Here is a 12,208-nt window from a genome sequence, read left to right on the forward strand (position 1 = left end):
CCGGGCGTCAGGCGAACGGCGCGAGGGTGAGGGCGGCGTCGAGGCGCCCCTCGATCGTCGCGTCGGCCTGCTGCGCGACGACCGGCTTGGCGTTGTACGCGATGCCGAAGCCGGCCGTCGCGAGCATGTCGAGGTCGTTCGCGCCGTCGCCGATCGCGACCGTCGCCGCGAGGTCGACACCGACGCTCGCGGCGTAGTCGCGCAGCGCGACCGCCTTCGCGGCGCGGTCCACGACGGCGCCCGTGACGCGTCCCGTGAGTCGTCCGTCGCCGACCTCGAGCCGGTTGGCGCGCACGAGCGAGATGCCCAGCGACGCGGCCAGCGGTGTCACGAGCTCGACGAACCCGCCCGAGACGAGCCCGACGGCCCACCCCCGCTCCTGCACGGCCGCGACGAGCTCGCGTGCGCCGGGGGAGAGTCGCATCTGCGCACGCACGTCGTCGAGCACGCTCACCGGCAGCCCGGCGAGGGTCGCGACGCGCTCGTGCAGCGACGCGGCGAAGTCCAGCTCGCCGCGCATGGCGCGCTCGGTGATCTGCGTGACGAGCTCGGCGGACCCCGCGTGCTCCGCGAGCATCTCGATCACCTCGCCCGTGATGAGCGTGGAGTCGACGTCCATCACGAGCAGGCCGGCGGCAGCGTTCGTCACGGCGTGCAGGGTACCGAGCGCGACGTGCCGCGGGCCGGACCGTCCACGCCGACGGTCCGGCCCGCACGCATGACGCCGGGGGAAGGTCAGCCCGTGATGATCGAGCCCTTCGGGACCACGGTGAGCCCGGACTCGGTCACGGTGAAGCCCCGCGCGCGGTCGTGCTCGTGGTCGAGCCCGATGCGCGCCCGCTCGGGGACGATGACGTTCTTGTCGAGGATCGCGCGGTGCACCTGCGCGTACCGGCTGACCTGCACGCCGTCCATCAGCACCGAGTCCGTGACCTGTGCCCACGAGTGCAGCCGGATGCCCGGAGAGAGCACCGAGCCGGACACCGTCGCACCCGAGACGACGACGCCCGGGGAGACGATCGAGTCCGCGGCGTGCCCGAGGCGGCCCGCGCCGGCGTGCACGAACTTGGCCGGCGGCAGACCCGTGTAGCCGGTGTGCAGGGGCCACTCGTCGTTGTACAGGTTGAACACCGGCTCGACCGCGATGAGGTCGATGTTCGCCTCGTAGAACGCGTCGATCGTCCCGACGTCGCGCCAGTAGTCCCGGTCACGGGGCGTCGAGCCCGGCACGTCGTTGCGGATGAAGTCGTACACGCCCGCGGTCCCGCGCTCGACGAACCACGGCACGATGTCGCCACCCATGTCGTGCCGGGAGTTCACGTCCTCGGCGTCGACCGTCACGGCCTTCACCAGGGCGTCGGCGTCGATCACGTAGTTGCCCATCGAGGCGAGCACCTCGTGCGGCGAGTCCGCCAGGCCGATCGCGTCGGTCGGCTTCTCGCGGAACGCCCTGATGCGCGTCGGGTCGTCCGGGTGCGTCTCGATGACGCCGAACTGGTCGGCCTCCTCGATCGGCTGGCGGATGCCCGCGACGGTCAGCTCGGCACCGGACGCGATGTGCGCGTCGACCATCTGGGAGAAGTCCATGCGGTAGACGTGGTCGGCGCCGACCACGACCACGATGTCGGGGCGCTCGTCGTCGATGATGTTCAGGCACTGGTAGATCGCGTCGGCGCTGCCGAGGTACCAGTGCTTGCCGACGCGCTGCTGCGCGGGGACGGCGGCGACGTAGTTGCCGAGCAGGGCCGACATGCGCCACGTCTTCGAGACGTGCCGGTCCAGGCTGTGGGACTTGTACTGCGTCAGCACGATCACGTGCAGGTAGTGGGAGTTGATGACGTTCGACAGGGCGAAGTCGATGAGCCGGTAGATCCCGCCGAACGGGACTGCCGGCTTCGCCCGGTGGGCCGTGAGCGGCATGAGTCGCTTGCCCTCGCCACCTGCGAGGACGATGGCCAGGACGCGCGGTTGTGCCATGCCCCGAACCCTAGGCCCGACAGGCGGTGCGGGCGAGGCCAGGGCGCGTTCACGCGCTAGCGTGTCGCGCATCACGGCCCGCCGGTGCGTGCGGGCCGCCGTCCACGGAGGTCGTCAGTGCGCGTCGACATGCTCACCCGGGAGTACCCCCCGCACGTCTACGGAGGGGCCGGGGTGCACGTCGCGGAGCTGGCCGCGGTGCTGCGGGGCAGCCTCGACGTGCGCGTGCACTGCTTCGACGGGCCGCGCGACGACGCGGCGCGCGAGCAGGGTGTGCACGGCTACTCGGTCCCGGGGGGTCTGTCGGGCACCAACGCGGCGCTGCAGACGCTCGGGGTCGACCTCGAGATCGTCGCGGGCATCGGTGCGGGCGAGGACGACGTCGCGACCGACCTGGTGCACTCGCACACGTGGTACGCGAACCTCGCCGGGCACGTCGCCGGGCTGCTGCACGGCGTGCCGCACGTGCTCACGGCGCACAGCCTGGAGCCGCTGCGGCCGTGGAAGGCCGAGCAGCTCGGCGGTGGGTACGCGGTCTCGAGCTGGGTCGAGCGCACCGCATACGAGGGCGCGGCCGCGGTGATCGCCGTCTCGGGCGGCATGCGCGAGGACATCCTGCGCAGCTACCCCGCGGTCGACCCCGCACGCGTGCACGTCGTGCACAACGGCATCGACCTGGCGGCGTGGCGCCGGCCCACCGACGAGGCCGCGCTCGCGCACGCGGACGAGACCGTGCGCGCGCTCGGCATCGACCCGACGCGTCCCGCGGTCGTGTTCGTCGGGCGCATCACGCGCCAGAAGGGCCTGCCGTACCTGCTGCGCGCGGCCGAGTCGCTGCCGGCCGACGTGCAGCTCGTGCTGTGCGCGGGCGCACCCGACACCCCCGAGATCGCCGCCGAGGTCACGCGCCTCGTCGAGGCGCTGCGCACGCGCCGCTCGGGAGTGGTGTGGATCGAGCAGATGCTCCCGCGCGAGGACCTCGTCGCCGTCCTCGCCGCGTCGACGGTGTTCGTCTGCCCGTCGGTCTACGAGCCGCTCGGCATCGTCAACCTCGAGGCCATGGCCGTCGGGCTGCCCGTGGTCGGCACCGCGACGGGCGGCATCCCCGAGGTCGTCGACGACGGCGTCACGGGCTGGCTGGTCCCGATCGACCAGGTGCAGGACGGCACGGGTACACCGCGCGACCCCGAGCGGTTCGTCGCCGACCTCGGCGCCGCGCTCACGGAGGCGGTCACGGACGTCGAGCGCGCCCGGCGGTGGGGCCTGGCGGCCCGGCAGCGGGTCGAGGACCACTTCTCGTGGGCGGCCGTCGCCGAGCGCACCCTCGAGGTCTACCGAGGCGTGCTCGCCTGAGGACCCGGGCCCGCGGCCGGACCGGCGAACGTCGCGGCGGACAGCGCGCGACGCGCGAGCCGGTCGACGTCGCGCAGCGCGGCGGTGCGCTGGTCGGCCTGCCACAGGTTGACGGCGCCGCCGTCGTCGCGGGTCGCGAGGTCCACGATCGCGAGCAGCCGCGCGGCGCTCGCGAGGATCCGACCGCGGCGCGCGTCGAGACGGTCCGGCAGCCGCCAGGTCGGCACGCCCGCGTCGCGCAGCGCGACCACCTGCGCCGCGTGCTCGTCGTCCCAGTGCGCCACGTCGAGGCGCACGAGCGCGTCCGTGACGTCCGTCAGGCCGCGCCGCAGGCCTCGGTCGGCGTCCTCGAGCGTGCCGAGCCCCTGCACCGCCAGCGTCCAGTCGGGCACCTCGGTGGCGTGCCACGTGACCAGGTGCCCGGGCTCGAGGGCCGAGCCGAACCCGGTCACCTCCGGGACGAGCGCGAGGCTGCGGCCCGCCGAGCGCAGCAGGACGACCTCACGCGCGTCGAGCGCCTGCGCGCTCACCGCGGCGGGCACGCCCGCGACGTCGCCGGGGGCCGGCAGGAGCGCGACGACGTCGAGGTCGGGGGCCGTCCACGACGCGACCGCGTCGGCGAGGTCGAGGCGGGAGCCGGTCGCGTCCACCACCTCGTGCGGCTCGTCGTCGCCCTGCACGCCGCGCAGTGCGGCCGTGGGCACGGGAGAGCCGGCGGGGCGGGCGGCGGTCGCGCCGAGCCACAGCGCGAGCACGGCGCCCCGGGGCAGGTCGAGGTCGGGCACCCGCCCACGGTACGGCGTCCGGGCCCGCCGTCCGTCGCGAGGCGTGTGCGCGGGGACGGGCGCTCGAACGTTAGGGTCGTGCCATGACCGACGTGCTCGACCTCCAGGACGTGACGATCAGACGGGGGACGACGACGATCCTCGACAGCGTGTCGTGGACGGTCGCCGAGGGTGAGCGCTGGGTCGTCCTGGGACGCAACGGCGCGGGCAAGACGACGCTGCTGCAGGTCGCCTCGGGGCGCATGCACCCGACGAGCGGCTCGGCGCAGCTCCTCGGCAGCCGGCTCGGCAACGTCGACGTCTTCGAGCTGCGGCCGCGCATCGGCCTGTCCAGCTCCGCGCTCGCCGACAAGATCCCCACGGGTGAGCTCGTGCGCGACGTGGTGCTGACCGCCGCGTACGGCATGACGGGGCGGTGGCGCGAGGAGTACGAGGACCTCGACGAGACCCGCGCGACCGACCTGCTGCGGGCGTTCGGGGTCGAGCACCTCGGCGACCGGTACTTCGGCACCCTCAGCGAGGGTGAGCGCAAGCGCGTGCAGATCGCTCGTGCCCTGATGGCCGACCCCGAGCTCCTGCTGCTCGACGAGCCCGCGGCAGGGCTCGACCTCGGTGGCCGCGAGGAGCTCGTCGGCGCGCTCGCCGAGCTGGCCGACGACCGCCGCTCGCCCGTGCTGGTGCTCGTCACGCACCACGTCGAGGAGATCCCGCCGGGCTTCACGCACCTGCTGCTCCTGCGCGACGGCGCGGTCCACGCGTCCGGCCCCATCGAGGAGGTCCTCACGGCCGAGCAGCTCTCGGGCGCGTTCGGGATCGACCTGCTGCTCGACCGGCACGCGGGCCGCTGGTCGGCCCGCGCCGCGACGCTCGTCTGACCGCCTGCCTGACCGGTCGTCGCCCGCTCCTCGCTCCTTCTGGGCGCTCGGCACCCGAATCCTCACGAGACCGTCAAGAGTGTGCCTAGGATCGGTGCACGGCTGACGATCGGGAGGTACGCACGGTGGAGTGGCTCTGGTGGGTCGGCAGCGCCCTGGTGCTCGGCATCCTGGAGATGCTCTCGCTCGAGCTCGTCTTCATCATGGCCGCGGGCGGGGCACTCGCCGGCGGGGTCGCCAGCGCCGCGGGAGCGCCGCTGTGGGTGCAGATCGTCGTCGCCGCCGTCGTGTCCGTGCTGCTGCTCGTCACGCTGCGGCCGTGGCTGCTGCGGCACCTGCGGCGACGCACGCCGCTCGTCGAGACCAACGCGTCCGCCCTCGTCGGCCGTCCGGCGGTCGTGATCGCGACGGTCACGGGCGAGACCGGGCGGGTCAAGCTCGCGGGTGAGGTGTGGAGCGCCCGGACGTCCGACGGCGACGCACTGACACCCGGCACCGAGGTCACGGTCACCCGCATCGACGGCGCGACCGCGGTCGTCGTCCCCACGCCGCGCCCCTAACGCGGCACCACCGAACGGACCAAGGAGGCTCCATGACCGAGGACACCACCGACGTCGGCCAGCTCGCGCTGATCGTGGTGGGCGGGCTCGTCCTGATCTTCGTGCTCGTCGCGCTGTTCCGGTCCGTGCGGATCGTGCCGCAGGCGGTCGCGGTCATCGTCGAGCGGCTCGGCCGCTACAGCCGGACCCTGGACGCGGGCCTGCACCTGCTCATCCCGTTCATCGACCGCGTGCGCGCGAGCGTCGACCTGCGCGAGCAGGTCGTCTCGTTCCCGCCGCAGCCCGTCATCACGTCCGACAACCTCGTCGTCAGCATCGACACGGTCATCTACTTCCAGGTGACGTCGCCGAAGGACGCGGTCTACGAGATCGCGAACTACATCACCGGCATCGAGCAGCTCACCGTCACCACGCTGCGCAACGTCATCGGCTCGATGGACCTCGAGCAGACCCTCACGAGCCGCGACCAGATCAACGGCCAGCTCCGCGGGGTGCTCGACGAGGCGACCGGCAAGTGGGGCATCCGCGTCAACCGGGTCGAGCTCAAGGCCATCGACCCGCCCGCGTCGGTCCAGGGCTCGATGGAGCAGCAGATGCGTGCCGAGCGCGACCGCCGCGCGGCGATCCTCACCGCGGAGGGCGTCAAGCAGTCGCAGATCCTCACCGCGGAGGGCGAGAAGCAGTCGGCGATCCTGCGAGCCGAGGGTGAGGCGCAGTCCGCGATCCTGCGGGCCGAGGGCGAGGCGCGCGCGATCCTGCAGGTCTTCGACGCCGTGCACCGCGGCGACGCCGACCCGAAGCTGCTCGCCTACCAGTACCTGCAGACGCTGCCGAAGATCGCGGCGTACCCGTCGAACAAGATGTGGTTCCTGCCCGCCGAGCTCACGGGCGCGCTCGGGCAGATGGCCAAGGGGTTCGGTGGGTGGCCCGCGCCGGGCGCCACCGAGGCCGACCGTCCCGCCGGGGAGTCGCCGCTCGCGGACGGCGACCTGCCGCCCGTGACGCTCACCGACCCGGCCGAGGCGCTCGCCGAGGCCCGCCGCGAGTCGGCGGCCGCGACGGCCGACGCGACGAGCGCGGGCACGTTGTCGGGGCGTCCGTTCGACCCCGCGGCCGAGCTCGGGCAGCACCCGGGTGGCGCGGCGGTCCCGCCGCGTCCCGCGACGCCGCCGGCGCCGCCCGTCCCCCCGGTCCCGCCGCAGGACGCGCCGCCCGCCCCGACCCGCGACGAGCCGCCGGCGCCGCCGCAGCCTCGCGACCAGGGCTGACCCGCTCCGGCACCGCATCTCCCACCGCATCTCCCTCCTCATCTCCCACGGCACCCCCGTCGCGCGACCGTCCGCGGCGGGGGTGCGACCTTGTGCGCTCAGGGCGAATTGTGTTCGTCTGCAGACAGCAGTCATCTAGCGTGGCGTGCGGGTGGTCGGGCCCGCGCGTGCGCGGACGTGGCCGCGCGTGACCCCCGGACATGAGGAGCGTCGATGCTCGACCGACTGCTGAAGGAGCACCTGCGCCCGTACTCGGGAGCGGTGACCGCCGTCGTGCTCCTGCAGCTCGTGCAGACGCTCGCGACGCTCTACCTGCCGAGCCTGAACGCGCGGATCATCGACGACGGCGTCGCGCAGGGCGACACCGCGACCATCATGCGGCTCGGCGGCGTGATGCTCGCGGTCAGCCTCGTGCAGGTCGTCACCGCGATCGGGGCGGTCTGGTACGGCTCCTACGCCGCGACTGGCTTCGGTCGCGACCTGCGACGACGGCTGTTCGCGCACGTGCAGACGTTCTCCGCGCGCGAGCTCGGGCAGTTCGGCGCGCCGACGCTGATCACCCGCACGACGAACGACGTGCAGCAGATCCAGATGGTCGCGCTCATGACGTTCACGTTCGTCCTGATGGCCCCGATCATGCTCGTCGGGGGTGTGGTCATGGCGCTGCAGGAGGACGTCGGGCTCTCGTGGATCCTCGTGGTCGCGGTGCCCGTCCTCGGGCTGGTCATCGGGGCGGTCGTCTCACGGATGATCCCGTACTTCCGGGTGATGCAGAAGCGGATCGACGCGATCAACCGCGTGCTGCGCGAGCAGATCGCCGGGGTGCGGGTGGTCCGCGCGTTCGTCCGCGAGGAGCGTGAGGCCGCCAGGTTCGACGAGGCGAACCGCGCGCTGTACGACACGTCGCTGCGCACCGGCCAGCTCATGGCGCTGATGTTCCCCGCCGTGATGCTGGTCCTGAACGTGACGAGCACGTCGGTCATCTGGTTCGGCGGGCACCGGGTCGCGGACGGTGCGATGCAGATCGGCCAGCTCACGGCGTTCCTGTCCTACATCGCGTACATCCTCATGGCCGTGATGATGAGCACGATGATGTTCGTGATGTTCCCGCGTGCGGTCGTCGCCGCGGGTCGCGTCGGTGAGGTGCTCGAGACCACGACGAGCGTGCTCCCGCCCGCCGCACCGGTCGCGCTGCCCACCGACGCGCGGACGCGCGCGAGGCTCGAGCTGCGGGGCGTCGAGTTCCGGTACCCCGGTGCGGAGCGCCCCGTGCTCGAGGAGGTCGACCTGGTGGTCGAGCCCGGCCGGACCACCGCGATCATCGGCTCGACGGCGTCGGGCAAGTCGACGCTTCTCCACCTTGTGCCACGGCTCTACGACGTGACGGGCGGGCAGGTGCTCCTCGGTGGCGTCGACGTGCGCGACGTCGCGCTGCCCGAGCTCTGGTCCCAGATCGGGCTGGTCCCGCAGAAGCCGTACCTGTTCTCGGGGACGGTGCGCTCGAACCTCGAGTACGGCGCGCCGGGCGCGGGCGACGACGAGCTGTGGCACGCGCTGGAGGTCGCGCAGGCCCGCGAGTTCGTCGAGGCCATGCCCGGCGGCCTCGACGCACCGATCGCGCAGGGCGGCACCAACGTCTCGGGCGGGCAACGCCAACGTCTCGCGATCGCGCGGGCGCTCGCCGCCCGGCCGCGCGTGTACCTGTTCGACGACTCGTTCTCCGCGCTCGACTACGCCACGGACGCCGCGCTACGCGCCGCGCTCGTCCCCGAGACCCGCGACGCGGGCGTGCTCGTGGTCGCGCAGCGCGTCGCGACGATCCGGCACGCCGAGCACATCGTGGTGCTCGACGCCGGCCGCGTGGTCGGGCAGGGGACGCACGACGAGCTGCTCGCGGCGAACGCGACCTACCAGGAGATCGTGTACTCCCAGCTCAGCGCACAGGAGGCGGCATGAACGCGCCGGCGGACCGTCCCGCGCCGTCCCCGTCCCCGTCCCCGGCCCCGTCCCCGGCCCCCGCTGCCGCGGCAGCCGCTGCGGCGGGGCCCGCCGGGCCCCGGCGCCCCGGCCCCGGGCACGGCCCCATGGGTGCGATGGGCATGCCCGGCGAGAAGTCCATGGACTTCCGCACCTCCGGACGGCGGTTCCTGCGGGACCTGCGGCCCGAGCGGGTGCGGCTCGTCGCGGTCGTCGTGCTCGGCGTGGCGTCAGTGGTGCTCGCGGTGGTCGGGCCCAAGCTCCTCGGCACCGCGACCGACGTGCTGTTCGAGGGTGTCGTCGGCTCGATGCTGCCCGCGGGGATCTCCCAGGAGGACGCGGTCGCGGGACTGCGTGCGCAGGGCCAGGGCCAGTTCGCGGACATGGTCTCGGGCATGCAGGTGGTGCCCGGCCAGGGGGTGGACTTCGACCGGCTCGGCTCGATCCTGCTCGTCGTGCTCGCGGTGTACGTGGGCTCGTTCCTGTTCGGCTGGGCGCAGGGCCGCATGACCGCGGGCGTCGTGCAGCGCACCGTGCTGCGCCTGCGGGCCGACGTCGAGGCCAAGCTCGGCCGCGTCCCGCTCGCCTACGTCGACTCCCAGCCGCGCGGCGAGCTGCTGTCCCGCGTGACGAACGACATCGACAACGTCGCCCAGACGTTGCAGCAGACGCTCAGCCAGGTCATCACGTCGCTGCTCACCGTGGTCGGCGTGCTCGCGATGATGTTCTGGATCTCGCCGCTGCTCGCCGTCGTCGCGCTCGTGACGGTACCGCTGTCGATGGTCGTCGCCGCGCTGATCGCCCGGCGCTCGCGCCCGCGGTTCATCGAGCAGTGGACCTACACCGGGCAGGTCAACGCGCACATCGAGGAGATGTTCACCGGGCACATGCTCGTGCAGGTGTTCAACCGGTCCGACGACGCCGTGGCGACGTTCACGGAGCGCAACGAGGCGCTGTACGACTCGAGCCGGCGCGCGCAGTTCATCTCCGGCACCATCCAGCCCGCGCTCGGGTTCCTGTCGAACCTCAGCTACGTGATCGTCGCCGTCGTCGGCGGTCTGCGCGTCGCGTCGGGCGCGATGACGCTGGGCGACGTGCAGGCGTTCATCCAGTACTCGCGTCAGTTCACGCAGCCGATCACGCAGCTCGCGAGCATGGCGAACCTCCTGCAGTCGGGTGTCGCGTCGGTGGAGCGCGTGTACGAGCTGCTGGACGCCCCCGAGCAGGAGCCCGACCCGCGCTCGCCCGCGCACCTTGCCCGGCCCGTGCGGGGGCGCGTCGAGTTCGAGCACGTCGCGTTCTCCTACTCGCCGGACGCGCCCCTGATCACCGACCTGTCGCTCGTCGCGGAACCGGGGCACACGGTCGCGATCGTCGGTCCCACGGGTGCGGGCAAGACGACGCTGGTGAACCTGCTCATGCGGTTCTACGAGATCGACGCGGGCCGCATCACGCTCGACGGCGTGGACACCCGCGACCTGACGCGCGACGAGCTGCGCAGGCAGACGGGCATGGTGCTGCAGGACACGTGGCTGTTCGGCGGGACCATCGAGGAGAACCTGGCGTACGGGGTCGACGGCGCGACGCACGAGCAGGTGGTCGCGGCGGCCGAGGCGACGCACGTCGACCGGTTCGTGCGGACGCTGCCGGACGGGTACGACACGGTGATCGACGACGAGGGCACGGGCGTCTCGGCGGGGGAGAAGCAGCTCCTGACGATCGCGCGCGCGTTCCTGTCCGACCCGGCGATCCTCATCCTCGACGAGGCGACGTCGTCGGTCGACACGCGGACCGAGGTGCTCGTGCAGCGCGCGATGAACGCGCTGCGCGCGGGGCGCACGTCGTTCGTGATCGCGCACCGGCTGTCGACGATCCGGGACGCCGACGCGATCCTGGTGATGGAGCACGGGTCGATCGTCGAGCAGGGGACGCACGAGGAGCTGCTGGCCGCGGGCGGCGCGTACGCGCGCCTGTACCAGAGCCAGTTCGCGGCGGCGGCGACCGAGGAGGTCTGACCCGGCCGAGGGGTGCGACAGGGACGTTCGTCGCGGATTGCCGGGGTGAACCGTTTCGGACGTTGTTCACCCAGGTGGTCGATGTGGACGGTGGTGGCGACCGCGTCCGCGCCGGGTCAGCAGCGTGGCGGCCTGTCCGCGGGACACCGACTCCCCCTGGAGGAACGATGCGATCGACCGCACCCCCCGCCCGTCGAGGGCTCCTGCGCCGTGTGGGCCGTGCCGCTCTGGCCGTCCCGATGGCCCTCGCGCTGGGCCTGGGCGCCCTCACGCTCGCGGCTCCGTCGGCGAGCGCGCACGGCTCGGTGACCGACCCGCCGACCCGCAACTACAGCTGCTGGGAGCGGTGGGGCGACGACCACCTCAACCCCCAGATGGCGACGGACGACCCGATGTGCTGGCAGGCGTTCCAGGACAACCCGAACGCGATGTGGAACTGGAACGGCCTGTTCCGCGAGAACGTCGGCGGCCAGCACCAGGCCGTGATCCCCGACGGGCAGCTCTGCAGCGGCGGCCGCACGCAGAACGGCCTGTACAAGTCGATGGACACGGTCGGCGCATGGACGGCGACGCGGGTGCCGAACTCGTTCCGCCTGACCCTGACGGACGGCGCGAAGCACGGGGCCGACTACCTGAAGATCTACGTCACGAAGCCGGGCTTCGACCCGACCACGCAGGCCCTCACATGGGGTTCGCTCGACCTGGTGAAGACCACCGGCTCGTACCCGACGACCGGCCTGTACCAGACCGACGTCTCGCTGCCGAACCGCAGCGGCCGGGCCGTGCTGTACACGATCTGGCAGGCGAGCCACCTCGACCAGCCGTACTACCTGTGCAGCGACATCATCATCGGTGAGGGCGGCGGCGACCCGACGCAGGAGCCGACGCAGGAGCCGACCGACGAGCCGACGCAGGAGCCGACGGACGAGCCGACGCAGGAGCCGACGGACGAGCCGACGCAGGAGCCGACCGACGAGCCCACGCAGGAGCCCACGGACGAGCCGACGGTGCCGACCGGCGCCTGCACCGCGACCGTGAAGGTCAACTCGAGCTGGTCCGGCGGTTACGTCGCGGACGTCGTCGTCACGGCGGGGTCCGGCGGGCTGAAGGGCTGGAAGGTCACCGTCAACGGTGCGACCGTCACGCAGGCGTGGGGCGGTACCGCCTCCGGCAACGTGATCAGCAACGCGGCCTGGAACGGCACGCTGGCGTCCGGCCAGAGCGCCACCGCCGGCTTCGTCGGCTCGGGGTCGAGCTCGGGCCTGACCGCGAGCTGCGCGGCAGCCTGACCTGACGCACGGGGCCCGGGACGCGCAGTGCGTCCCGGGCCTCGTCGCGTGCGGGGTGCGTGACCCGGACCGCGCACCACGGCCGGACGCGCCGAACCGGGACGAGACG

Annotated in this window: 10 protein-coding genes; 7 read left to right on the plus strand and 3 right to left on the minus strand. The window is 72.9% G+C overall.

The window, feature by feature from the left end; genetic code table 11:
• Positions 1-7: 7 nt before the first annotated feature.
• Positions 8-658 (minus strand): phosphoserine phosphatase SerB, encoded by a 651-nt coding sequence (gene serB, locus CBP52_RS03835; RefSeq protein ID WP_094182125.1) that lies wholly within the window; start codon positions 656-658, stop codon positions 8-10.
• 77 nt (positions 659-735) lie between these two features.
• A complete protein-coding gene (gene glgC / locus CBP52_RS03840; protein ID WP_094179895.1) occupies positions 736-1,977 on the minus strand; it encodes a glucose-1-phosphate adenylyltransferase in 1,242 nt (413 codons plus the stop codon).
• Between the two features lie 117 nt (positions 1,978-2,094).
• Between glgC and glgA the strand changes: the two genes are divergently transcribed.
• Positions 2,095-3,330, plus strand: a complete 1,236-nt coding sequence (gene glgA / locus CBP52_RS03845) for a glycogen synthase (RefSeq protein ID WP_094179896.1) — start codon at positions 2,095-2,097, stop codon at positions 3,328-3,330.
• Here glgA and CBP52_RS03850 read toward each other — a convergent pair.
• Entirely contained in the window at positions 3,309-4,115 is an 807-nt protein-coding gene (locus CBP52_RS03850; protein WP_094179897.1) for a hypothetical protein, read from the minus strand. The two genes, glgA and CBP52_RS03850, sit on opposite strands and share 22 nt — an antisense overlap.
• Positions 4,116-4,198: 83 nt before the next feature.
• Between CBP52_RS03850 and CBP52_RS03855 the strand changes: the two genes are divergently transcribed.
• From CBP52_RS03855 to CBP52_RS03880, 6 genes are all read left to right on the plus strand, one after another.
• Positions 4,199-4,990, plus strand: coding sequence for an ABC transporter ATP-binding protein (locus tag CBP52_RS03855; RefSeq protein ID WP_094179898.1), 792 nt, complete (start codon positions 4,199-4,201; stop codon positions 4,988-4,990).
• Positions 4,991-5,115: 125 nt separating this feature from the next.
• Positions 5,116-5,550 (plus strand): NfeD family protein, encoded by a 435-nt coding sequence (locus CBP52_RS03860; protein ID WP_094179899.1) that lies wholly within the window; start codon positions 5,116-5,118, stop codon positions 5,548-5,550.
• 32 nt (positions 5,551-5,582) lie between these two features.
• Positions 5,583-6,818 carry an SPFH domain-containing protein gene (locus tag CBP52_RS03865; RefSeq protein ID WP_094179900.1) on the plus strand — a complete coding sequence of 412 codons (1,236 nt, stop codon included), beginning with the start codon at positions 5,583-5,585 and terminating at the stop codon, positions 6,816-6,818.
• Between the two features lie 213 nt (positions 6,819-7,031).
• Positions 7,032-8,774: an ABC transporter ATP-binding protein gene (locus CBP52_RS03870; protein ID WP_094179901.1), complete on the plus strand. Its 1,743-nt coding sequence runs from the start codon at positions 7,032-7,034 to the stop codon at positions 8,772-8,774.
• Positions 8,775-8,902: 128 nt separating this feature from the next.
• Entirely contained in the window at positions 8,903-10,810 is a 1,908-nt protein-coding gene (locus CBP52_RS03875) for an ABC transporter ATP-binding protein (RefSeq protein WP_232514646.1), read from the plus strand.
• Between the two features lie 167 nt (positions 10,811-10,977).
• Positions 10,978-12,099 (plus strand): lytic polysaccharide monooxygenase, encoded by a 1,122-nt coding sequence (locus CBP52_RS03880; protein ID WP_094179903.1) that lies wholly within the window; start codon positions 10,978-10,980, stop codon positions 12,097-12,099.
• Positions 12,100-12,208: the final 109 nt, after the last annotated feature.

It is taken from the genome of Cellulomonas sp. PSBB021, assembly GCF_002240455.1.
Classification (GTDB): Bacteria; Actinomycetota; Actinomycetes; order Actinomycetales; family Cellulomonadaceae; genus Cellulomonas; species Cellulomonas uda.